Raw genomic sequence first — 23,232 nt, 5'->3', positions numbered from 1 at the left:
TTGCCATTGCGTCTAGCTTTATTCCTTTAGCAAGCATCAATCGCGTTTTTAACACGCTTATCTGATACTGGGTAAGGCGTACCGAGCTGCTGTGCGAAGAAGCTTACACGAAGCTCTTCTATCATCCAACGCACCTCTTTTACATTTTCTGGAACCGCGATCCCTTTTGGAATTTTATTCAGCAGTTCTTTGTAATCATTCATTACTGACTCAACTTTGATCATGTGAAGACGATCTTTGTTCGGGTCAATTGGCAGTTTTTCCATGCGGCGTTCAATCGCTCTCATATAGCGTAGAATATCCGGCAAGCGTTTCCACCCACATTCTGTGGCAAAACCCTTAAAAATCAAACCTTCTACTTGAGCTTTTATGTCAGAAAGTGCGAATGCCATAGAAAGATCCACGCGTCCTTTCAGCTTTTTACTGATGCTGAATGCCGTGGTTAGGATGGTTTCAACCTGTTGAGCAATCTCTACTACGGTATCACCCAGCTCTGCACGTACGTGTTCTTTCAGAGCTTCAAACTGCTCCGGTTCCCAAACCAAACCGCCCTTCTCTTCAATCAGCTTATCAATACCACAAGCGATACAGTCATCGATAAGATCGAGTACCTGTCCGTATGGGTTGAAGTACAAGCCAAGTTTCGATTTGTTCGGCAGGTTCGAGTGCAAGTATTTGATCGGTGATGGCACGTTCAACAAGATTAAACGACGCTGACCCGATTTCATTGCCGAGATTTGCTCTTGCTCGGTTTCGAACAGTTTGATCTCTACGCTGTCTTTGGTATCCACCAGCGCAGGGAAGGCTTTAACATCGTAGCCACCACGTTTCTGTTGGTAGACTTTTGGTAATTCACCAAAGCTCCACGTGTGCAGGTTCTGCTGCTCGATATCGTCGTCTGCCACTTTAGAAAGCGTTTCTTGAACCTTGTCTTTCAGGCTCTCTTTCAACTCATGCAGATCTTTCTGTTCTTTCAGCTTACGCTTGCGATGATCTACAGCGCGGAATGTTACCTTTAAGTGCTCTGGAATCTGGTCTAACTTCCAGTCATCACGTACCACTTCCACACCCGTCATGCGGCGTAGCTCTTTCTCAAGAGAATCCAGTAACGGTGCTTCAAGCGGTGTCACACGTGCCAAGAATGCATCTGCGTAGTTTGGCGCAGGTACAAAGTTACGGCGTAGCGTTTTAGGTAGTGACTTAATTAGGCTAATCACCAGTTCCTGACGCAGGCCTGGGATCTGCCAATCAAAACCGTTTTGGTCAATTTGGTTCAAGATAGGCAGCGGAATGTGTACCGTTACACCATCGTTGTCGTCACCTGGTTCAAATTGGTAGCTCAGTTTCAACTTAATACCGTTTTGGTGCCAGAAGTTCGGATAATCCAAATCAGTAACGTGGCTAGCATCGCCTCGGAACAGCATCGACTTTTCAAAGTTAAGCAGCTCAGGAGTTTTCTGACTGGTCTTCTTCCACCACGTATCAAAATGACGGCCTGACACTGCCTCTTCGCCAACACGTTGATCATAGAAGTCGAACAGTTCATCATCATCGATCAAGATGTCGCGACGACGCGATTTATGCTCAAGCTCTTCCACTTCTTGCAGGAGCTTGCGGTTCTGTTTGAAGAACGTATGTTTGGTTTCCCACTCACCTTCTACTAATGCACTACGTACAAACAACTCACGGCTGACGGTGGCATCAATCGCGCCGTAGTTCACAAGGCGCTTAGGTACGATTGGGATTCCGTAAAGCATCACTTTTTCGTGTGCCATTACCGCTGCTTGTTTCTTCGACCAATGTGGTTCGCTGTAACTGCGTTTAATCAGGTGTTTCGCTAGCGGTTCAATCCATTCAGGTTGAATCTTCGCGATAACACGGCCCCAAAGTTTTGAGGTTTCTACCAGCTCCGCAGACATGATCCACTTAGGCTGTTTCTTAAATAGGCCAGACGCAGGGAAGATGTGGAAGCGTGCATTACGTGCACCTTGATACTCATTCTTCTCTTGGTCTTTCATACCGATGTGCGAAAGCAGACCTGATAGCAGTGACATGTGAATGCCATCGTAGCTGCCCGGTTCTGTATTCAACTTAGTATCCAGTTCACGCATTGCTTGGTGAATTTGGAAGTACACATCTTGCCATTCACGGATACGTAAATAGTTGAGGTAATCTTGCTTACACTGTTTGCGGAACTGGTTACTCGACAATGCTTTTTGCTGCTGCTTGATGTAATCCCATAAGTTCACAAACGTGATGAAGTCAGACTCTTTATCGAAGAAACGCTTGTGCTTGTCATCAGACGATTGTTGCTTATCTGATGGACGCTCACGCGGATCTTGAATCGACAACGCAGACGCGATCACCATCACTTCGTGTAGGCATCGGTTACGTGGCGCTTCAATTACCATACGCGCTAAACGTGGATCGATAGGCAGTTTTGCCAGCTTACGACCAATCGCGGTTAGCTTCTTCTTGTCGTCGCCGTGGTTCTTGTTTTTGTTCGCTGACGGTTCAACGGTGGCGATCGCACCAAGCTCTTCAAGCAGCCTTACACCATCTTGAATGTTGCGCTTATCGGGCGCTTCAACAAATGGGAACGCTTGAATGTCGCCTAGACCAAGCGCTGTCATCTGAAGAATTACAGACGCTAGGTTAGTACGAAGGATTTCTGGGTCAGTAAACTCTGGGCGTGATTCGAAATCTTCCTCTGAGTACAGACGAATACAGATACCTTCTGCAACACGACCACAACGACCTTTACGCTGGTTTGCACTCGCTTGAGACACTGGCTCAATCGGTAGACGTTGTACTTTAGTACGATAGCTGTAGCGGCTAATACGCGCCGTACCCGGGTCGATAACATACTTGATGCCCGGAACGGTTAACGAGGTTTCTGCCACGTTGGTTGCCAGAACGATGCGTCGACCAGTATGAGACTGGAAGATACGGTTCTGCTCACCCGCCGATAGACGCGCGTAAAGCGGGACAATTTCGGTATCACGAAGGTTGCGTTTACTTAATGCATCTGCGGTATCACGAATTTCTCGCTCACCGTTCATGAAGATCAAGATATCGCCAAGGCCTTCATCACACAGCTCATCAACGGCTTCAAAGATGCCTTCGATTTGGTCGCGGTCTGAATCACTTTCATCACCACCTAATGGGCGGTAACGCGTATCAACTGGGTAAGTACGACCAGACACTTCAATGATCGGTGCATTGTTAAAGTGCTTAGAGAAACGCTCTGGATCGATGGTTGCCGACGTGATGATCACTTTCAGATCAGGACGCTTTGGCAGTAACTCTTTCAGGTAACCCATGATGAAATCGATGTTCAGGCTACGTTCGTGCGCTTCATCGATAATGATGGTGTCGTACTGATTTAAGAAACGGTCGTGTTGAATCTCCGCCAGTAGAATACCGTCGGTCATCAGTTTGATTTGGGTATTGTCAGAAATCTGGTCGTTGAATCGAACCTTATAACCAACGAACTCACCCAGCTGTGTTTCCATCTCTTCAGCAATACGGTTCGCAACCGAACGCGCCGCAAGACGACGGGGCTGAGTGTGACCAATTAAGCCAAAGCGGCCGCGGCCAAGCTCAGAACAGATTTTTGGTAGCTGAGTGGTTTTACCCGAACCCGTTTCACCCGCCACGATAACCACTTGGTTTTCAGCGATGGCTTTCGCGATGTCTTCGCGCTTTTGGCTAACCGGGAGAATTTCTGGGTATTCAATCGTTGGTTTCTGTGCCGCGCGCTGAGTTGCCGTCATCATTGACTTAGCAATGTCTAACGCAATCTCATCAAAGACAGCGTGCTTAGCTTGTTCGTTCTTAATTTTACTCGCACCAGCAATTCGCTTACTCAAACGGAAGCGATCGCGCATCATACATTCGTTGAGCGCTTTACGAAGAGAGGCTGGGCTATTCTGAGATGATTTGTTGTTTGTCGCTGATTGTTCAGCAGATTTTTTCGATGCAGCTTGGTTTGGTTTCGCTTTGCTCTGTGAAGAACTTGGCTGTGCTGCATTCTTGTTGTTATCTGCTTTTTCCGGAGACGAAGTCAAAGCGTGTCCTATTCTTGTACTTATTAAACTCGCGCGATTATATCACAAGTCTCAAACAAAAAAGCCTGACAGCAAAGGGAAAACCTTTAGCTATCAGGCTGATTAATCTCGCTAACACTCGCAGGAGCTATGAAAGCGCGGTCAAATGTAATTCGTACTTAGTCAACTCTGGTTTAAAGCTAACGTTAAAAACTGCGCTTAAAACTCATATTGGAAGTAGACCGTGTTGTAGTTACTGCCGCCTTTGATACGACCATACTGAGAGGATTTTTCAAAGATCGCAGAACGATGATGCAATGAATAACCGAACCATAAGTTGTTCAAGTCATTCTTACCAATCAAGTCGCCAACGTTGACATCGAATGAGAAGTCTAAGTAGTTCAATAGATGGCTTGCGGTGTAACCTTTACGGTCCATCTCAGAGCCTTCGATATAGGTAATCGAATCGATGTAAGACATACCTTCTGCCACACCAACACGCCACTGAGTTGGCCAATCAAAGGTGTAGTACGCCTTGATTGCGATAATGTATTCGGTGCTGCTTGATTGAACGTCTGAGCTCCAGTGGTGCGCAATACCTGGGGTTAAATAGATATCCAGTGGCAAACCGAAGATCTCATCGGTTAACGGGTGTCCATAGAAGAACGAGGTCAACTGGTTGTTGTATTCGTCTTTCTCTCGATTGAACTTCATGATGTCGCCAATATTGGATGGCGTTCCCCAGCCGTGTGCGACACGTAAGTACGGCGCATTGCTCAGTTTAGGTTTTGGCGCTTTCTCTTTGTCGTTAAAGAAACCAAAGCCAAGGTACAATTCCCCCTGATAACGGTCTTCAACAATCGAAGAATCGTAAGCGTTATCGTCCAATCGAGTCACACTGGTTGAACCCAATAAGTACAAGTTAGAAACCACATGGTAACGCGTTTCAACACCAACATTTAAGTCAACACCAGCACCAATGGTTTCATTAGATGCGGAGTAATACTCACTGTTGAAATCAGCACTTTTATAACGCAGCGTCGCGCTCGGGTAAAACTCCCAATCTCCAGTTTCATACTTGGCTTTAGCTCGTAAGTTACCGTGGAAGTTGTATTCACTGTCGCTCATTAACTCCGTCTCGACAGACCAAGAATCATCAAGTTGGTAGGTCAGTTGAGCACCAAAGTCCGCCGTATCGCCTTCAATCGCGTTCTGCTCAGATGCAGGAATATCAATAAAGCGCATGCGAGAGATAGCATTGAAAGACCACTTCTCATCGTCAGTTTGATAGAGGTATGCCCCCATCTCAGTACCGTCAATAAACACATAATCGTTCTTGAAAAACAGCATCGGTACGAATGAGCTAACCGATTGGTCGCCACCAGACGTGTCATAAGGGATGCTTGCTGTACGGAACATTGCAGCGATGCCCCACTCTTGCTCTTCAGCGGCCCACGCATTAGCACTTACGAAAATGCCACTTAGGAAAGCGCTACCTAGTAAAACCAATCCAGATGAAGGAAGAGTCGGTAAATATTTGAGCTTCATTCTTGTGTAATTACTCTTTGAAAAAAATATTGTTTTACTGATTAGACATTTATTAACCATGACGGCTAACTATTTTTAGGTTTGCTCGGCATTGACCGTTACAATGTAGAATATTCTCGGTTAAATGAAAGTATTGTGAAAGTCTCCGAATTACAAAACATTATAGATCACTTACCCAAAGATTCCGATCCAGATATTGTTATGGGTGAGGCGTGGTTGCCTGAGCGTTTGGTGGATACCAACCTAGACGGTGACATGCTATTTCTTGAATTCGATAATGCCCCTGAAGACAATCAAGGGGATGAAGAAGGCCGTGGCTTTGTTGAGCACGAGATTGCTATGATTCGAGAAAAGCTCGAACTGTTATTAGACGAGCCTTCCGATACCAAGACCAAAGCCGATGCCCTATTGGCAATATTTCTAATGGGCCATGAACTTTCTAGCTCAGAAGTTATCGAAGTTCTTGAATCAACAGAATCTGAAACGACAGAGCCTGAGATTGCAGAGCATAATCAACAGAATCTGACTCAGTAGAATTTGAAGCATCAACGCTTGGAACCACAAAGCCAGACACGAACAAGCTCGAAACAAAAGAACACCACGACGACTAGCCACCAACGATTTTAGGTACCGTATTGAAACCCTCTACGACATCATCTCTTCCCCTGTTACTCGCCGGACCCATTTTAAGAAAAACCACCGCGACTGAAGTAGTACTTTGGTTAGCCACCAGCTCGCCTCTTACAGGCAGAGCCGAGCTTCATACTCAAGAAATAGACGATTCTGAAGCAGCACAAGACCAGCCGTTTTATACCTCATCGCTTGAAGAACATGATTCGATTCAAATCGGTACACATGCGTGGATAACGCTAATTCGCTTACAAGGTGAGTTTCCGACTAATACGCTGCTTGAATATGACATTCACACAGAGTCAGGTTCACTAAAAGAGCTCGCCCCTCACCTTGTTTACAACGGTAAATCTCGCGTTGAGTTTAAGATATCGACCTCAGCTGATTACATTCTTCATGGCTCTTGCCGCAACCCGCATCATCCAAGCAAAGACAGCCTAGTTGCAGCCGATAACAAGATGGCCGATCAAACCGTCGCTGAAAGACCCGACATGCTGATGATGAGCGGCGATCAGATCTACGCCGACCATGTGGCAGGCCCAACACTTGATGCTATTCAACAAGTGATTCACCTGCTTGGCCTTGTAGGCGAAAGCTTACCGACTGACTCGCAAATTAAACAAATCAACAACAGTGACGCTCTGTATAACAGTGAATACCACTTATACCAGCGTCATCACTATTTGCCGCACCACACAGCTTCAGAATCCATGCTCGATAAGTTATTCCCGAACCGTGGCGTGCCGATTTTTAGCTCTACCGATTGTGAAAACCACTTGGTCACGCTGTCTGAGTTTATCGCGATGTACTTATTGGTTTGGTCTCCGACACTGTGGCAATGCGTCAATCGAGAGCGTTTAATTGAGAATAACTTCACTCAAGGTGGACGCCAATTAACACCGACTGAGCAGCAACAATGGCGTGATGAAAGCGTCATCATGGATGATTTCATTGCTGGCTTACCGCAAGTGCAACGTCTGTTCGCGCATATTCCAACGTACATGATCTTCGATGATCACGATGTGACGGATGATTGGAACCTTACCGTGGGTTGGGAGCATGCCGTCGACCAAAACCAGTTCGCGACCCAAGTCATTGGTAACGGCCTTGCGGCTTACTGGATGTGTCAAGGTTGGGGTAACAAACCGGAGAGCTTCGATGAAACGTTTATCGAGCAAGCAAAACAGCTTTTTGTCGCTCAACCGCTCATTACTAAACAACCGCGCATTAGTAAACAAACTCATAATGAAGCCGGCAATGCAGCGACTACTCACTCTATTGGCAACATCGAGCCAGACAAGCATCAAGCCTTCATTGAGATGTTAAGTCGCTTTGAAGGTTGGCATTACACAATAGATAGCTCACCTAAAGTCATTGTGTTGGATACTCGTACGCGTCGTTGGCGTTCAGAGTCACGCATGAATAAACCTTCAGGTTTGATGGACTGGGAAGCCCTGATTGAGTTTCAACATCAGTTAATGAATCAAGATAAAGTGGTGATCGTTTCTGCTGCACCGATGTTTGGCGTGAAGTTTATTGAAACACTGCAAAAGATGGCGACCACAATCGGCAAGCCATTAGTGATAGATGCTGAAAACTGGATGGCACATCCGGGCAGTGCGAATACGCTGATCAGTATCTTTACACATACCAAAACACCAACCAACTTTGTGGTACTTTCTGGTGACGTTCACTACTCCTTCGCTTATGACATCAAGCTTAGGTATCGTCGCAACAGCCCGAACATCTATCAAATCACCTGCAGTGGCATTAAAAATCAGTTCCCTGCTCCGCTGCTTAAATTCTGCGATGTATGGGACCGTCTGTTATACAGCCCTCGCTCAGTTTTGAACTACTTCACTAAGCGTAAACGCTTGAAGATCGAAAAGCGAAGCCCTGACAATCAGACCTTCTATCGCCTTTCAAACCGCAGTGCGATTGGAGAATTGAGGCTAGACACTGATGGGAAACCGCAATCGATCACGACACTCAGTGGCGACGGTAAAATTACCCGTTTCCCAGAGCCCGATTGATAAAATGCTCCTTATCGCTCGCGTATCCGTAATGTCAGTTTTTAGTAAAGACGCTTGCGATCACACTCTGTAGACCCAATAGTTATGCTTATGGTTATAGTTGATAGCTATCAGCGTTACGGAACTCGATACAAATTTTAACTGGAGCTCGTTATGTTCAATTCTCTCACATCAATGTTTAAACAATTGATTGAAGGCCAGGACCTAAGCAAAAACCAAGGCACATCACCTAATATCGCCATCGCGAGTTTGTTGTGTGAAGTCGCGGGTGCCGACCATCAGATCAATGAATCAGAAAGAGTCGCTAAGCTACGCCTTCTGCAGCGTTTGCTGGATTTAGATGAAGAACAAGCAAAGGTACTGCTCGCGCAAGCAGAGCCGAAAGTAGAGCAATCAGTATCGCTGTATGACTTTACATCGCAACTCAGAGACCTATCTCAGCCAGTGCGAATCGACTTAATCAAAGCGATGTGGGAAGTAGCGCATGCCGACGGGGAAATTGACCCTATCGAAGATTCTGTGATCCGTAAAACAGCAGAACTGCTCTACGTCGACCACTGTGACTTCATCAAGAGTAAGTTAAGTGTTTTAGGCGAAAATTAGTGCCTGAAATAATGAATTGGAAACTGAAATAAATAAAAGCGACGGGTTAAGAAACCGGTCGCTTTTTTGAATCGGTAAACTGAAAGCTGACTAAACAGGGCTGAGAGGAGCTAAAAATTTAGCTACAACATAGTTAATGTGAGTTTCGCAAGATTATAAGCATCGACATAACCCGAGTGCTGACGACCTTCCCACTCAATATTTTTGGCTTCTTGAGCAGCGCGGTGACCAATGCGTTTGTCTTTCAAGCGATTCTGAACACGGTAAAGCGTTGCGATGTTTAAGAACTCGCTAAACGGAGGTTCAATGCCTTTCTCAATACACTCTTTGTGTAAGATAAGGTCGTCGCGTCCCCACGCTGCGTAGATTTTCTTTGGGCCACCGAAGTTCTTAATCATCGACTTGATAACAGACTCTAATGGGCGACCCTGCTTTTCGATTTTACGAGGGGTAATGCCCGTTAACTCGGCGCAAAATAGAGAGACTTCGTCTTTTTCGGGCTTAACGTAATATTGCGCGCGCTTCACGATGGTTCCAGATACAAGATCGATCTCAGCAAGACCAATTTCAATGATCTCCCCTGTTGTTCCTACACCGTCTTCGCTCCAACAGCACATTTCCAAATCGAAACACACCACTCGATTGTGATTCATACGTCGCCTAATTCTCTCGTCAAAAATTTCGTGAAATTGTACATGAGCCTAATAAAGAACTCGACCCCAGTTGCATCAAGTGCTCATTTAGCCTGCAATTGTGACTCGATTTCGGCCATTTGACTTACTTAGGTATAACATGCTGTCAGTTTTTTGAAGGAGCGCTTCAATGTCTTCATTAGTGCGGATGGTAGCCCCGATGCTTAGAGTGCAACTCAATAGCTGGCCAGAATGCTCGCAATGAGACTCACTCACCGTATCTAAAATACATTCTAAATAGCGAGACAATGAGTCATGTTCAGTGATGCTCGAAATGATACCGAACTCATCCCCTCCCATCCGGAATAGGTTATCTCCAGACTTCAAGCTCACTGAGATAACCTTAATCACATGGATAAGTAACGCATCACCGGCTGGGTGCCCAAACTTATCATTGATCTCTTTAAACTTATCAACATCAAACACTATTAAGCTAAACGGCTTATCGCTTTGTATCGATTGACCAAGCATCTTATTAAAAGCTCGGCGATTATAAATTTCCGTTAAACTGTCATGATTGGCAAGAAAGCGAAGTTCTTCTGTTCTTTCATCAATCATTCGATATAAGCGCTCTTTCTCTCGAATTTGCAGGTTCACAATATAAGCAAGCAGTAATGAGATAGTGGTACCAACTATGCCGATTCCCGCCAACACTAAGTAACCATTAAATGAAATACATGCATCTATCTTGAAGTCGATAATCCATTCACGGTTAGTTAATGTAATCGTCTTTGTAATGTGCTGCCCAGTTACCGCTTCATAACCATTGGTTTCGAACATTATCGGGGCATCTTCAGCTTCAAAACCGCTATCGGTAACACGCACATAAACGTCCATATCGCCGACAGTAGATGCCAGAAGTTTCTCAAAATAGTATGTGGTACGAACAACACCAATCACAACCCCTAACAAATTGTCCGTTTGACCATCAAACACAGGGTGGTAGACCAACATTCCGCTCTTAGGTGTGTTGCTGTCTAAACCATCTTGCAATAGACGAACTTTGTCTGAAATATTCGCTTCACGTGTTTTTTTAATGTTCTCAATGACCAGATTAAACCGCTCACGAGAAGAGTAAAAACCCAAAACACCGTTGTTCACTGGATCATTCGGATAAATATCTGTCGCGATAAATACGGGCTCGCCATCCAAGACATAACCATAAGTTTTTGGCCCATGTTTAGGGATAGTAAACATTCTATAGGATGGGTATTGAGCTTTCATTTTGGCGGTGTGCTCGGCGATATCTTCTACCGCTACTTTTTGCATCCACTGCAATCCGATCAGGCTTTTCGAGCCGTTAATCGTTTGCTGAGCAAAACGATCAAATCGGTCCCGACTATCGACATCATTAGAATAGAAAAAATTCGCACCGGAACCGATATAAGCGACATCGTTATCAATAAACGCTTTTAAACTGAGCGTTTGATGCTGAGCAAAGCTATCCAGATTCTCATTCAAAGACCTATTTTGATTCGCCGCAACCAAAACAAAACACAACACCGTCATCAAAAATGTGGCAAAAAAGACAACTAACGGCAAAGTTCGTTTCTTCAACCCTGTTATAGGGTCGGTAGTGTGGGGCATACAGCTTCCCATATGATGTTATTTTGAGTCGAAAGTATACACTGCCGGAATGCTAGGCTCTATTTATCTTTGACTCTCACAATGGGATAAAACTAACACTATTTACAACCCATGGACATTTACGGCTAATAAACCAACAAATCTCGATTAACTTTCAAGCTAACTCACCAAAAAGCCAGTTTATTGAAAACATTAAATAAAGCCCTTAAGCCTTGAATATGCTAGTATCCACCCATATTTATAGCTTGAAAGTGACCATTTCGGCCTTATGCCACTGAGTTTCTTTCCAACCTGTATATTCCTTTAAACCGACGAATATACCGTTAAATCAATTTTAAAGAGAAATCACTATGATCGTTGATTTGAACCTAATCCCACAAACGTTTGATATGCTTCACGCAGGCCTAACTGCATCAAGCGTTTTACTACTGCTAATTGCCGTTTCTCGTAAAACCAAAGTGGTCGAGAAAGTCGTAGAAAAACCAGTAGAAAAGATCGTTGAAGTTGAAAAGCCAGTTGAGAAAATTGTCGAAGTAGAGAAAGTTGTTGAAGTTGAACGTGTGATCGAAAAAGTAGTAGAAGTTGAATCTAAGCTGGCAACAGCACCAACAGATTCTGCAATGCAGCTACTGTCTATCATGCAGCAAGAAGCTCGTTTGATTGACTTCCTAAAAGAAGACCTAACATCATTCTCTGATGAAGAAGTTGGCGCGGCAGCTCGTGTTATTCACACTGGCGGTCAAAAAGTATTAGCCGATTACGTAACGCTGTCTCACATCCGCACTGAAGATGAAGAAACACGTATCACTATTGCTGAAGGTTTCAACCCTCAAGAAATTCGCCTAACTGGCAACGTAACGGGTAATGCGCCATTCAACGGCACACTGGTTCACAAAGGTTGGAAAGCAACTGACATGAACCTGCCTAAGCTTGCTGAAAACTACGATGCATCTGTAATTGCACCGGCAGAGGTGGAGCTATAATGAAACACCAAAGTCATTCAGCTCAAGAGCCATCTTCTCAAGAGCAAAACCAGGTACCCAAGTTCAGTGTTGGTATCGATTTAGGTACTACACATTGCGTTTTGTCTTACATAGACACAAGCAATGAAGACGCTCGCGTTGAGGTGATGCAAATCCCTCAACTGACGGCGCCAGGTACAGTAGAAACTCGCAGCCAACTTGGCTCGTTCCTATACCAACCGCACGAACATGAAATGAATGCGGGCTCTCGCGTTCTTCCTTGGTCTTCAGAGCCAAAAGCGCTAGTGGGTGCAATTGCTCGTAACCTTGGTTCTAAAACCCCTATCCGTTTGGTAGCAAGTGCAAAATCTTGGTTATGCCACGGTGGTGTTAACCGTCGCGATGCTTTCCTTCCTGCAGGCAGCCCTGAAGAAGTTGAAAAAGTATCTCCGCTTAAGACAACTGAATTGTACCTTGAGCATCTTAAAGACGCATGGAACCACGCAAACCCAGAACACAAACTGGCAGACCAAGATGTAACGATCACGGTTCCAGCTTCGTTTGATCCTGCGGCTCGTGACCTAACAGCAGAAGCTGCACGTAATGTTGGTTTCGCTCACCTAACGCTTCTTGAAGAGCCACAAGCGGCTCTGTACAGCTGGATTGATAACAGCAACGACACATGGCGTGATGAAGTTAACGTTGGTGACATCGTTCTTGTTGTCGATATCGGTGGTGGTACAACCGACCTTTCGTTAGTTGAAGTAACACAAGATGACGGCAACCTAAGCCTGAACCGTATCGCAGTAGGTGAACATATCCTACTTGGCGGCGACAACATGGACTTAGCACTGGCTTACCGCTTGAAGATGAAACTGGCGCAAGAAGGCAAAGAACTGGCTCCTTGGCAGGTTCAAGCAATGACTCACGCATGTCGTGATGCGAAAGAAGCACTGCTTAACGATGCTGAACTGCAATCTGTGCCTATCGTTGTTCCAAGCCGTGGTTCTAAACTGCTTGGCGCAACACTGAAAACAGAACTGACTCAGCAAGAAGTTCAACAAACATTAGTGGACGGCTTCTTCCCTAAAGTTGCTGTAACTGAGCACCCTGTACAAAAGACGCGTGGCGCACTGACTCAAATGGGTCTGCCTTACGCTCAAGACGCAGGTATTACTCGTCACATTGCCGCATTCCTTTCTAAGCAAGCGAACGCGCTTTCTGGAAATAGCGAAACGGCTCAGCAAGATTTCAACCCGTTTGCAAACATGCCCGGTATGCCCGGTACGCAAGGGTCAGAAGCGCCAGCGGCAGACTTCATCAAGCCAACAGCAATCCTGTTCAATGGTGGTGTTCTAAAATCGAACCTACTTGCTGATCGTCTTTCAGATACGATCAACGAATGGTTGATCAATGCTGACGAAGAGTTCGCAAAACAGCTTTCAGGTTTAGATTTAGACCTAGCGGTTGCAAGTGGCGCTTCATACTACGGCGCAGTTCGTCGTGGCCAAGGCGTTCGTATCCGCGGTGGTATCGCTTCTTCTTACTACGTAGGAATTGAAAGCGCGATGCCAGCTATCCCAGGTATGGCTCCTCCGATGGAAGCTTTGTGTGTTGCACCATTTGGTATGGAAGAAGGTTCAAGCGTACAAGTACCTAGCCAAGAATTCGGTCTAGTGATTGGTCAGCCAGTACACTTCCAGTTCTTCGGTTCAACCATTCGTCGTGAAGATGAAGCGGGTACGCACCTTGATCACTGGGCGCCTGAAGAGCTTGATGAGCTTCCTGAAATCCAAGTGACATTGCCGGTTTCTGAAGGCCGTCGCGAAGGTGAAGTGGTTCCAGTGACTTTGGCTTCTCGCGTTACTGAGCTAGGCACCTTACACCTAGAAGCGATTGCTACTGACAACGGTCAGAAGTGGCACGTTGAGTTCGATGTTCGTGAAGACTCGAATAACGACTCAAACGAACAAGCATAATGAATCAACGGCACCTTAGCGGGTGCCGTTACTTTATCAATGCATTTCTCAATCTAGTCCTGCCTGTTTCTCAGGAATGACGTTTACGAATAACAACAATAAGACCAAAGCTATCAAAAAACTGGTCATCACTCTGGAAGAATAAGGTTTTGTATGGCAACTCCTCGTTTTTTAGTCGGCATTGACTTAGGTACAACCAATACGGTTGTCGCTTACTGTGAAATCAACGACGACCTACAACATGCTCCCGTTTCTCTTTTCGATATTGACCAACTCATCGGCCCCGGTGAAGTGGTTCGCAAGCCCCTACTTCCATCCTTTCGTTACCACCCAGCACAAGGTCAAATCTCCCCTTCTGACCTGACGATGCCGTGGGAACCAAGCCCCGTTGAAGGCGATATTAAGAACGTTATCGTCGGTGAATGGGCTCGTGAATTAGGCGCTAAGGTTGAAGGCCGCCAAGTATCGAGTGCTAAGAGTTGGCTATCACACCAAGCGGTTGATCGTAACTCCGACATTCTGCCTTGGGCTGGCGCAGCTGATGTCGATAAAGTCTCGCCAGTTGTGGCGAGTGCAAGCTACCTCAACCACATTCGCCAAGCATGGAACTACCGTAACCCGAGCAACAAGCTGGAAGACCAAGATGTTGTGGTTACCGTTCCTGCTTCCTTCGATGAGACAGCACGTAAGCTAACACTCGAAGCCGCAGAACTGGCGGGCTTAGGTAAGATTCTATTACTCGAAGAGCCGCAAGCCGTTTGTTATGACTGGTATGCCCGTCACCAACAAACCGCAGCAGATGAACTTCAACAAATCCCACTGATTCTAGTGTGTGATGTTGGAGGTGGTACCACCGATTTAAGCTTAATTGAAGCCAAATTCGATGCGAACAGCGACGGTAATAACGAGCTCGCACTCGACCGTATTGGTGTTGGTGAACACTTGATGCTCGGTGGTGACAACCTCGATTTAGCGCTTGCTCACCTCGCTGAGCAACGCTTCAATCAAAACAAAAAGCTCAATGCCTCTAGCCTAACCAAACTGATTCAACAGACTCGCGCCGCAAAAGAGAGCCTGCTTTCTGCCAATGCGCCCGATGATGTAAAGATCACCATGCTGGGCAGCGGTTCAAAACTGCTTGGCGGTACTAAGAGTATTGGTTTAACTAAACAAGAAGTCCATCAAATCGCATTGGAAGGTTTCTTCCCGCTTTCTGAGTTTACTGAAACACCCGACAAACGCCGCAGTGCTGTGGTTGAGTTTGGTCTGCCTTACGTGGCTGACCCTGCGGTGAGTAAGCACGTTGCAGAATTCCTAGCAACGCACCAACAAGTGTCTAAAGCCGCATTGGAAAACTCAGACTCTATTGAGTTCGATGACACCAAACCTGCAATTCCAGTTGGCGTGTTGCTCAATGGTGGTGTGTTTAACAGTGAACTGGTAACAGAGCGAATTACTCAGCTACTGGGCAACTGGAACGGTTCTCCTATCACAGTGCTTGATAACCCTCATCCAGATTGGTCTGTTGCCCTTGGCGCGGTTGCCTTTGGTAAAGCACGCCGCGGTGCACAGCTGAAAATCGGTGGCGGTGCTGCCCGTTCTTACTTCTTGCATCTGCAAGAGAAAAACAAGATGGGTAAAGCGCTTTGTCTGCTTGCCAAAGGAACCGAAGAAGGCCAAGAGATACGCTTGAACAGCCGTCGTTTCTCGCTGACTTTAGGTGAGCCAGTACGATTTAATCTTCTGACTTCAACACACGATCAAATTGCTCATGACACCGCCATTCAAAACGGTGTGATGGTCAATGTGGATGCCGACTTGTTCTCCCCTCTCCCACCGTATATTTCTACGCTGGAAGGCTCAGGTACTGCAGAGCTCCAAGCCAACCAAAAAGAGCGTGTTGAAGTACTGCTCGCTTGTCAGTTAACCGAAGTCGGCACATTGAAAATGGAGTGTGTGAGTATAGAAGATGACTCTAAGCGTTGGTTGCTTGAGTTTGAAGTAAGAAACAAGCAAGGCGATGAATCTGATACCTCCGCGCTTCACCCAAGATTGGAAGAGTGTAAGGAGTTGATTTCTCGTCTGTACAGCGGCAACAAGAAGAGTGCTGAATCGAAAGAGATCAAAACACTATCGAAAGATCTTGAGAAGCGACTAGGTAAACGCGATGAATGGGACTTCACGACCCTTCGTCATCTATTTGATACCTTCTCATTAGGTCGTAAACGTCGTCGCCGCTCAGAAGCACACGAGAAGAACTGGCTGCGTTTGGCGGGATACTCGCTACGTCCTGGCTTTGGCGATCCGACTGACTCATGGCGTATCGAACAGATTTGGGGCCTTTACCAACAGAACATTCAGTTCAAGAACCACCAAGGCTGGACAGACTGGTGGGTATTCTGGCGTCGTGTCGCTGGTGGGCTAAACCAAGAGCAGCAAGAGAGTATCTTGGCGGACATCGCTAAATACCTTCACCCAGGTGCAATGAAGAACCCTAAGACAGCCAAAGATGCGCAAGATAATGGTTATGAAGCCATGGTCCGTTTAGCGGCGTCACTTGAGCGACTTGAGGTTGAAGACAAAGTGCTGCTGGCAAGTTGGTTCTTAAGCAAAGCGATCAACCATAACCAATTTGAACAAGCGCACTGGTGGGCTCTGGGTCGATTGGCTTCAAGAACACCTTTGTATGGTAGCCAACACAGCGTGATTCCTAGAGAACAAGCTGAACAATGGTTACCGAAACTGCTTGAGCAGAACTGGCATAAAGAGCAGATGATAGCCTTTGCTGCGGTGATGATTTGTCGCAAGACTGGCGACCGACAGTTTGATATCTCTGACGATTACCGTAATCAAGTGATTGAGAAGCTAAAGCAGAGCAAGGTTCCAGAGTCTTGGTTAACGCTGGTTCGTGAAGTAACTGAGCTGTCCGAGAGCGAATCTAAGCGTGTGTTTGGTGATGCTTTACCAAGCGGCTTGAGCCTAATCAACAGCTAGGGCTGAATGCAGATATCGCTTCTAAGCAGCTAGAAAAGAAAAAGCCACTTTCGATACATTGAAAGTGGCTTTTTTATTGGTGGCTAAAGGCTGGTGTGTGTCGTTGGTACTTAGCTTTCGGGTTAAGAGCCTCAGCCGTGTTACAGTTAATCATTGTTTAATGTTTCGTTCCGTTTGGGTTGATAGTAAAGTCTGTATTCTCATAGATGTCAGACAGTTTTTTTGGTTTCTTTTCTTTTGCTCCTTTATTGGATTGATTATGAGTTTCGCTCAAAAGCCATTCCTCATGCATTTTTGCTGAATCCAAGAATTCTGGATCCTCCATTGCTTCCTTGCGAAGTTTATTTACACGTTCGAGAGTATCCCAAATCATAATACTTCACCTCCACTAAGGCAGTAATATAAAGATAGCTCAACCCCATAAAACTTCAACTAACCCAATGAGATAGCGATCTCAATTTCGTAATTTACCCACTTTGAACACATGAAAATGGTCACCTTTAGCTGGGCTCAAACAATGGGTATTTCCCCATGTTCTTCGAAGATCATTAGGCACAAAAAAAGCGAGCTCAATGCTCGCTTTTTGTTTGTCTATCTGTTGTTCGAAACACAAACACTCACTCGATTAAATCACACCGAGGTTAAGCACGGTTACCGATTTTTACCTTGCCATTGGTAGCAAACCAAAGGGCTTCTGAACGACGGCGACCAATTAAAATCGGGCCATCATCGTAGAACAAGAAGTTCTTCCAATGCTTCTTGAAAATCGCCCATTTAGTTTCAAGAACATTGTATTTTTCGTAACAAAAATAAACAGTTACGTCATCTTGCCAATCAATAAAGTTAAGAATTTCTTCTGGCATTTCTGGCTCATCCGCTTCCCAATGCGCCATCCAGCTGATCTCTTCATTCCAGTTCGATGCTTTGCTTGGCCAGTCTTGCGAGCTCAGTCGTTCTGCGTCTGGACTTTGAGGGCTCACGTTCTCTTTCCAGAACTGAGATGCTCTCGCCTGTGTCATTGGCTTAATCTTTTCCAAGTCCTCTGCCGGCAGCGGCATTGACTGGTGTGTGAAAATCCATTTTCTTTGGTATTCGTCCAAAGTTGTGTATGACATCAAAATTCCTCAAATATCTTCTCAGGCTGATGGATTTACCATGCCTATCTGTTCTTTTTGATGCAGTGACGGTTTCATTTTATCTATGTCGTCACTGCCTCTAAATCTGTATTTACGCTTAATTGGTACTTACGCCTAATGACTATTGATCTCTATACAGCGCGTCTATCTTCCCAGTTTGGGTTAACTAATGCCGTCAGTATATGGTCTTCCCATTTACCGTTAATCTGTAGGTAGTCTTTAGCAAAACCTTCTCGGACAAAACCAAGATGTTCTAATACACCAGCACTGCGTTCGTTGTGAGGCATGTAGCCCGCCATTAAGCGGTGCATGTTCTGCACATCAAACATGTAGTCTTTGGCCATGTTCAAACCTCTGCGCATGTAACCGTGGCCCTGTGCACTTTGCGCCAATGAGTAACCGACATTACAAGCGTAGAACGGGAAACGAGACAAATTACTGAACGATATGGTGCCTAACATTTCATTAGAGTCAGCGTTAATCAGTAAACAGTAATAGCCTAGCCCCATTTTATGAAGCTCGTTTAACTTGATCAGTCGCTGCGCCCAACTCGCTCTATCAAAGAACGCGTCTTCGCGAATCGGTTCCCAAGGTTTCAGATACTCTCTGTTAACCTGAAAGTACTCGCTGATCATGCCAGCATCATCGATTTCAGCCGTGCGTAGAATCAGATTACCATCATGCTTATAAATGCGCTCTGGTGTACTCAAATCTTCCATAATCTTGTTCTTATTCGATCAGTTCTTTCTGATACCGTAATCACGAAGCTTATTCGCAATTGAGGTATGAGATACATTCAAACGTTTTGCTAGCTTACGGCTTGATGGGAAAGACTGATAAAGCTTCTCTAGAATCTGAGATTCATAGTCTTTCATGATTTCATCGAGCGAGCCGTCTAAGCTCAGGTTCGCCATTCCAGCCGTCATTGTTTCAAGCTGTGGCAAATGGAATTGCTCAACCGTTAGTGTGTCTGAATCTAGCTCTGTTAGTGCACGTAGAACCATGTTGTCTAACTGGCGAATGTTGCCCGGCCATTGGTAATTACCAAGCTGGTCGATCAGCTCTTGAGTCAGTTTTGGTTTTAACATACCTAACTGCTGCGCGTACTTTGCAACGAACAGTTCCAACAGTGGCGCTACGTCGTTTGAGCGTTCACGCAATGCAGGGATAGACAGAGTCAGTACATTCAAGCGGTAAAACAAATCTTCACGGAACGAACCCGAGTCGGCTAATTCAGAAAGACGGTGGCGCGTTGATGCAATAATACGAACATCCGCGTGCATCTCTTCTTCTTCACCAACACGACGGAATGAACCATCTTGTAGGAAACGCAGCAGCTTGATTTGAAGATGCGGGCTCATCTCGCCAATTTCATCTAAAAATACGGTACCGCCATTCGCTTGCTCGAAAATGCCTTTATGACCTTGCTCATGGTTGAATGAACCCGGCGCATGACCAAACAATTCCGTTTCCGCTACGTCATCAGGCATCGATGCACAGCTTAGAATCAAGAATGGGGAAGACGATCGATTTGAACGGTTATGACACGCTTTCGCCAGCATCTCTTTACCCGTACCTGTATCGCCTTCAATTAATAGAGGCTGATCCAGCATAGCCAATTTCTTAGCTTGGCTGATCAAGGCTTTATGGCGATTAGAGACACCAACAAAGTGTTCAAAACCCAGGTTGTTCTGTTCTGGGATTGAATCTGGCGAGTTCATCTCTTGATTACAAGAACGAATCGTCATTACTGCACTTGCCAGTACCGCTTCGTTGACATCACCACCAAGGTAAATCGGCAGGATCTCAATAGAGAAATCTAAACCATCCAACACGACAACTTCACGATGGCGCGTTACATCGCCTTCGATCCAACGAGCAAAGTTAAAACTAGGAACAAACGTCGCTAGCGGTTCACCGATGACTGCGTCTTCTTGCTTATTAAAAAGGTTCAATGCAGCGTGGTTAGCCATATCGACTGAGCCTTTAAGGTCAATCGCAATAACAGGATCAGGTAGGTTTGCCAGCAGAGCAATCAGCTCTGTGTTATGCCTTTCGCTTGGCATAAATTGGATTTTACGTACATCCTTCACACCTGAAATTCGGCGAATTTCAGCCATAAGTTCACTAAAAGCATCAAAATCAATATCAGGGCAGTTTAGATAAATAATACCTTTAACATCAATTTCGATTCCTCTTAAATCAATGCTTTTTGAGGCCAAGATATCGAGCAACTCACGCGTTAAGCCGAGTCTGTCTTCACACAATACTTCAAGACGCACAAATAGTCCTATTATAGGTGTCAGGATAAGTTGACAGTAGTGTGGATTAAGCTCTGAGTTCAGTCAAGAAGAAGAGTAAACATATGTTTACTCTTCTTCTCAAACTATTGAGCTTCAAATGCTTTATTTAAGAGTGATACGCTTTATTTCAGAAAGGACGGCTTTGCGGAGGTCTGCCAGTTTTACTTTTCGTTCGTTATGCCAAGGCATAGGACGCAGCAATGTCATGGCTTTTAAGCCCAGTCTTGCAGTAAGGATACCGACACCTAGCCCCTGCCCTGCTCGAGCTGAGACTTTGCCTGCAAGATCCATCGAGACGAGATCCATACTTGCATCAATCGCGAGCTCACTTGCTCCTGCAGCGGCCATGTTGATTAACACCAGTTTAAATAGCTTAATGCGAGACCAGTAGCCAAGCTCAATGCCATACACATCAGCAAGCTTGTCTATCATGGTGAAATTTCGCCAAGCCACCAACAACATATCAGCCGCCGCCAATGGACTCACCGCGACCAAAGCCGCCGATTCGGTCGAAAACTTAGTGACGATTTGAGTCGCTACTTTGTCTTGTTGACTCACGACTAACGCATCGTACATATCCAACACTTCTGCATCACTGTGTGCAGGGTTAATGCTGTTTCGCCACTTATCGTACGAAGGAGACTCAGCGATAATGCCGCCTTGCTTGGCGATGTTTTCACAGAACGCTTTGCCCTTGCCGACACTTTGACTTTGGAGTAGCTCTTCACTCTGCTCTTGCACACTAAAGTGATCTTTAAGTGAACGCAGTTTCCACAGCTCTTTGCCTATTACGCCTAAACCCAATGAAGCAATGGCAGCAATGAAGCCTGCCCAACCTAACGCCAGCCAGTCAGCCGATTGAATCGCGGTAATGACCGAATCAATTGCCTGCCATCCAACTAGGCCAGAGAAAGCGACCAATAAACCCGTTCCAAACCACTTCTTCTTTTTGCTCGGTCGAATCACTTGTTCCAATTGCTGCTCAGCTTCACCATCAAGATCAGCTTTCACTTGCGGTGCGACAGGGACAAATTTCTCTTGCTCTGTGAACAGTTGTTGAGCGCCTAAATCCGGGCCAACGTCACTCTTGTCTTGCTCATCAAAAGAGGTCTTCAACGGTTCATTAAAGACCTGCTTTGTTTTTAATTCACTCATTTTGATTGCCTCAATTACTTCAACTTGTCGCCAATGAGATACTCTAAAACCTTGTCGACTCTTAGATGTTGGCAAGGCTCATCGGAATGTTGCTCCATCGGTCTAAAGCTCGTGAAATCAAACTGGTTGGTTTCCCAATACTGTTTATTAGGCAACTTACGCGGCACCTCTCCCGGATACATGGTTTGAGGGACATTATCCAAAGTCACACCTTGCAACGCCGGAACATTGTCTGAGCCAGACGAGATATAACCCGCGCTGGTCGCTTGAATAGACGCGATACTCATACAACTCATGTCGATGTGTTCAAACGCCGCCTGCTGCCAAGCCGGATGTACCATCTGTTGTAAAAGTGACACCAAGTTCGGATGTTGATCCGGTGTCACGTGGTCAGCCTTGGTGGCTGCAAACAAGATCTTGTCGATCTTCGGCGCAAATAAACGTCTTAAGATATTGCTTCGACCGTACTTAAAGCTCTTAAGTAACTGTTCTAACGCGCCACGCATATCCATGAAAGAGTCATAGCCCGCATTAAGTGGCTGTAAGCAATCCACCAACACGATTTGTCTGTCGAACGTCGCGAAGTGATTCTTGTAGAACGCTTTCACGACCTTCTGTTGATACTCTTCATAACGCGCTTTCAGTACCGCATAGTTACTTGTTTTTGAGAACTTACCCTCAGGTGCGAGACACGGGAAGAATTGCAACACAGGCGCGCCTTCAAGCTCACCCGGTAATACGAATCGACCCGGTTGTACCCAATGCAGTCCGTTACTTTTACAAGTATGAAGGTACTGGGTGTAGCTATCGGCAATCGCGACCAGTTTCTTTTCGTCCGCTTCTGCTAGCAAATCGATATCACCACGCATTACGTTCCACTGTTGCGAGTAAGTTTCTCTGTCGCCTTTCAATGCGGCAAACTGAGATTGGCTCCAGGTATCGAAGTCCATATCCAGTAACGGCAAATCAAGCAACCATTCACCTGGATAATCGACAATATCGAGATAAAGGGTGCTGTTTTTACTCAGTAGCTTCTTTGCGCCCTTCGCAGGCTTATATTTGATGGCTAAACGAATCTCACTGACATCACGCGTTGGTACCGGCCATTCTGGTGGCTGTGCATTCAACGACTCCATCGCTTCATCATAAGAGAAGCGTGGAATCATCATGTTGTGTTGCGGGATGCGCTTTGCGCCAATAATTCTTCCATCTCTCGCAGATGCAAGCAGTGGCAAGTTTTTGTGGGTAGACGTATGAAGAAGCTGATTAACCAGCGAAGTAATGAATGCTGTCTTACCCGCACGAGAGAGCCCCGTGACCGCTACTCGAATATGAGAATCCGTTCCTCTGCTTATAAAGTCACTCATTTCTTGAGTTAGGTGTTTCATTAGAACGACTCCGTGATAGTTAGGCTAGCTGGTTATGATAATAGAAAGGCAAGCCTATGTTCTTTCCCCGTTGGGATAGTTTGTATGCTTTTGCTTATGTTGATGAGTATGCAATACACATTCTTAATGCTAGATGAATAAAAGCCCCTGACTACATTCATAATCAGGGGCTT

At 45.6% G+C, this 23,232-nt stretch carries 16 protein-coding genes; 6 read left to right on the top strand and 10 right to left on the bottom strand.

All coding sequences use genetic code 11. The features are described 5' to 3' along the window. Window positions 1-26 precede the first annotated feature (26 nt). Both hrpA and AB4323_RS10145 read right to left on the bottom strand, forming a co-directional pair. On the bottom strand, window positions 27-4,070 hold the full coding sequence (gene hrpA, locus AB4323_RS10150; RefSeq protein WP_372152314.1) for an ATP-dependent RNA helicase HrpA: 4,044 nt from the start codon (window positions 4,068-4,070) through the stop codon (window positions 27-29). A 198-nt stretch (window positions 4,071-4,268) separates the two neighbouring features. After that, a complete protein-coding gene (locus tag AB4323_RS10145) occupies window positions 4,269-5,597 on the bottom strand; it encodes a MipA/OmpV family protein (protein WP_017070881.1) in 1,329 nt (442 codons plus the stop codon). Between the two features lie 81 nt (window positions 5,598-5,678). Here AB4323_RS10145 and AB4323_RS10140 point away from each other — a divergent pair, with 81 nt between their 5' ends. The 3 genes from AB4323_RS10140 to AB4323_RS10130 all read left to right on the top strand — a co-directional run bounded on the left by AB4323_RS10140 (window position 5,679) and on the right by AB4323_RS10130 (window position 8,863). Continuing rightward, window positions 5,679-6,131, top strand: a complete 453-nt coding sequence (locus AB4323_RS10140) for a hypothetical protein (protein ID WP_102428589.1) — start codon at window positions 5,679-5,681, stop codon at window positions 6,129-6,131. 101 nt (window positions 6,132-6,232) lie between these two features. After that, window positions 6,233-8,260, top strand: coding sequence for an alkaline phosphatase family protein (locus tag AB4323_RS10135; RefSeq protein ID WP_372152311.1), 2,028 nt, complete (start codon window positions 6,233-6,235; stop codon window positions 8,258-8,260). A 153-nt stretch (window positions 8,261-8,413) separates the two neighbouring features. Beyond that, entirely contained in the window at window positions 8,414-8,863 is a 450-nt protein-coding gene (locus AB4323_RS10130) for a TerB family tellurite resistance protein (RefSeq protein ID WP_372152308.1), read from the top strand. Between the two features lie 122 nt (window positions 8,864-8,985). On the opposite strand, the gene AB4323_RS10125 is transcribed toward AB4323_RS10130, so the two are convergent. Both AB4323_RS10125 and AB4323_RS10120 read right to left on the bottom strand, forming a co-directional pair. After that, window positions 8,986-9,516, bottom strand: coding sequence for a 3'-5' exonuclease (locus tag AB4323_RS10125; protein ID WP_017060438.1), 531 nt, complete (start codon window positions 9,514-9,516; stop codon window positions 8,986-8,988). A gap of 87 nt (window positions 9,517-9,603) precedes the next feature. Next, the gene (locus AB4323_RS10120; RefSeq protein ID WP_102428586.1) at window positions 9,604-11,142 is read right to left on the bottom strand and encodes a sensor domain-containing diguanylate cyclase; all 1,539 of its coding nucleotides are present in this window, start codon (window positions 11,140-11,142) and stop codon (window positions 9,604-9,606) included. Between the two features lie 350 nt (window positions 11,143-11,492). On the opposite strand from AB4323_RS10120, the gene AB4323_RS10115 reads away from it, so the two are divergent. From AB4323_RS10115 to AB4323_RS10105, 3 genes are all read left to right on the top strand, one after another. After that, on the top strand, window positions 11,493-12,125 hold the full coding sequence (locus AB4323_RS10115) for a DUF2760 domain-containing protein (RefSeq protein WP_017091262.1): 633 nt from the start codon (window positions 11,493-11,495) through the stop codon (window positions 12,123-12,125). Beyond that, the gene (locus tag AB4323_RS10110; RefSeq protein WP_372152306.1) at window positions 12,125-14,083 is read left to right on the top strand and encodes an Hsp70 family protein; all 1,959 of its coding nucleotides are present in this window, start codon (window positions 12,125-12,127) and stop codon (window positions 14,081-14,083) included. The genes AB4323_RS10115 and AB4323_RS10110 overlap by 1 nt, the downstream gene beginning before the upstream one ends. A 153-nt stretch (window positions 14,084-14,236) precedes the next feature. Next, complete coding sequence (locus AB4323_RS10105; RefSeq protein ID WP_372152302.1) at window positions 14,237-17,077, top strand: Hsp70 family protein; 2,841 nt, start codon at window positions 14,237-14,239, stop codon at window positions 17,075-17,077. 157 nt (window positions 17,078-17,234) lie between these two features. Here AB4323_RS10105 and AB4323_RS10100 read toward each other — a convergent pair whose 3' ends face one another. The 6 genes from AB4323_RS10100 to AB4323_RS10075 form a co-directional block, all read right to left on the bottom strand. Next, entirely contained in the window at window positions 17,235-17,450 is a 216-nt protein-coding gene (locus tag AB4323_RS10100; protein WP_105059341.1) for a hypothetical protein, read from the bottom strand. A 268-nt stretch (window positions 17,451-17,718) separates the two neighbouring features. Continuing rightward, on the bottom strand, window positions 17,719-18,192 hold the full coding sequence (locus tag AB4323_RS10095; protein ID WP_017060433.1) for a DUF2947 domain-containing protein: 474 nt from the start codon (window positions 18,190-18,192) through the stop codon (window positions 17,719-17,721). Between the two features lie 152 nt (window positions 18,193-18,344). Next, on the bottom strand, window positions 18,345-18,932 hold the full coding sequence (rimJ, locus tag AB4323_RS10090) for a ribosomal protein S5-alanine N-acetyltransferase (RefSeq protein WP_065584184.1): 588 nt from the start codon (window positions 18,930-18,932) through the stop codon (window positions 18,345-18,347). An 18-nt stretch (window positions 18,933-18,950) separates the two neighbouring features. Beyond that, window positions 18,951-20,495 (bottom strand): transcriptional regulator TyrR, encoded by a 1,545-nt coding sequence (gene tyrR, locus AB4323_RS10085; RefSeq protein ID WP_372152299.1) that lies wholly within the window; start codon window positions 20,493-20,495, stop codon window positions 18,951-18,953. A gap of 123 nt (window positions 20,496-20,618) precedes the next feature. After that, window positions 20,619-21,671, bottom strand: a complete 1,053-nt coding sequence (locus AB4323_RS10080) for a YcjF family protein (protein WP_372152297.1) — start codon at window positions 21,669-21,671, stop codon at window positions 20,619-20,621. Between the two features lie 14 nt (window positions 21,672-21,685). Next, on the bottom strand, window positions 21,686-23,059 hold the full coding sequence (locus AB4323_RS10075; protein ID WP_372051713.1) for a YcjX family protein: 1,374 nt from the start codon (window positions 23,057-23,059) through the stop codon (window positions 21,686-21,688). Window positions 23,060-23,232: the final 173 nt, after the last annotated feature.

It is taken from the genome of Vibrio sp. 10N.261.52.C11, from assembly GCF_041471405.1.
Classification (GTDB): domain Bacteria; phylum Pseudomonadota; class Gammaproteobacteria; order Enterobacterales; family Vibrionaceae; genus Vibrio; species Vibrio crassostreae_C.
The sequence above is the reverse complement of the archived record's forward strand: the minus strand, read 5'-3'. Positions and strand labels throughout refer to the sequence as shown.

Bases quoted from the DNA above. Each gene is read 5' to 3' on its own strand.
- AB4323_RS10145 (WP_017070881.1), bottom strand. From the start codon at position 5,597: ATGAAGCTCAAATATTTACCGACTCTTCCTTCATCTGGATTGGTTTTA.
- AB4323_RS10130 (WP_372152308.1), top strand. From the start codon at position 8,414: ATGTTCAATTCTCTCACATCAATGTTTAAACAATTGATTGAAGGCCAG.
- AB4323_RS10125 (WP_017060438.1), bottom strand. From the start codon at position 9,516: ATGAATCACAATCGAGTGGTGTGTTTCGATTTGGAAATGTGCTGTTGG.
- AB4323_RS10120 (WP_102428586.1), bottom strand. From the start codon at position 11,142: ATGCCCCACACTACCGACCCTATAACAGGGTTGAAGAAACGAACTTTG.
- AB4323_RS10115 (WP_017091262.1), top strand. From the start codon at position 11,493: ATGATCGTTGATTTGAACCTAATCCCACAAACGTTTGATATGCTTCAC.
- AB4323_RS10110 (WP_372152306.1), top strand. From the start codon at position 12,125: ATGAAACACCAAAGTCATTCAGCTCAAGAGCCATCTTCTCAAGAGCAA.
- AB4323_RS10105 (WP_372152302.1), top strand. From the start codon at position 14,237: ATGGCAACTCCTCGTTTTTTAGTCGGCATTGACTTAGGTACAACCAAT.
- AB4323_RS10100 (WP_105059341.1), bottom strand. From the start codon at position 17,450: ATGATTTGGGATACTCTCGAACGTGTAAATAAACTTCGCAAGGAAGCA.
- AB4323_RS10095 (WP_017060433.1), bottom strand. From the start codon at position 18,192: ATGTCATACACAACTTTGGACGAATACCAAAGAAAATGGATTTTCACA.
- rimJ (WP_065584184.1), bottom strand. From the start codon at position 18,932: ATGGAAGATTTGAGTACACCAGAGCGCATTTATAAGCATGATGGTAAT.
- AB4323_RS10080 (WP_372152297.1), bottom strand. From the start codon at position 21,671: ATGAGTGAATTAAAAACAAAGCAGGTCTTTAATGAACCGTTGAAGACC.
- AB4323_RS10075 (WP_372051713.1), bottom strand. From the start codon at position 23,059: ATGAAACACCTAACTCAAGAAATGAGTGACTTTATAAGCAGAGGAACG.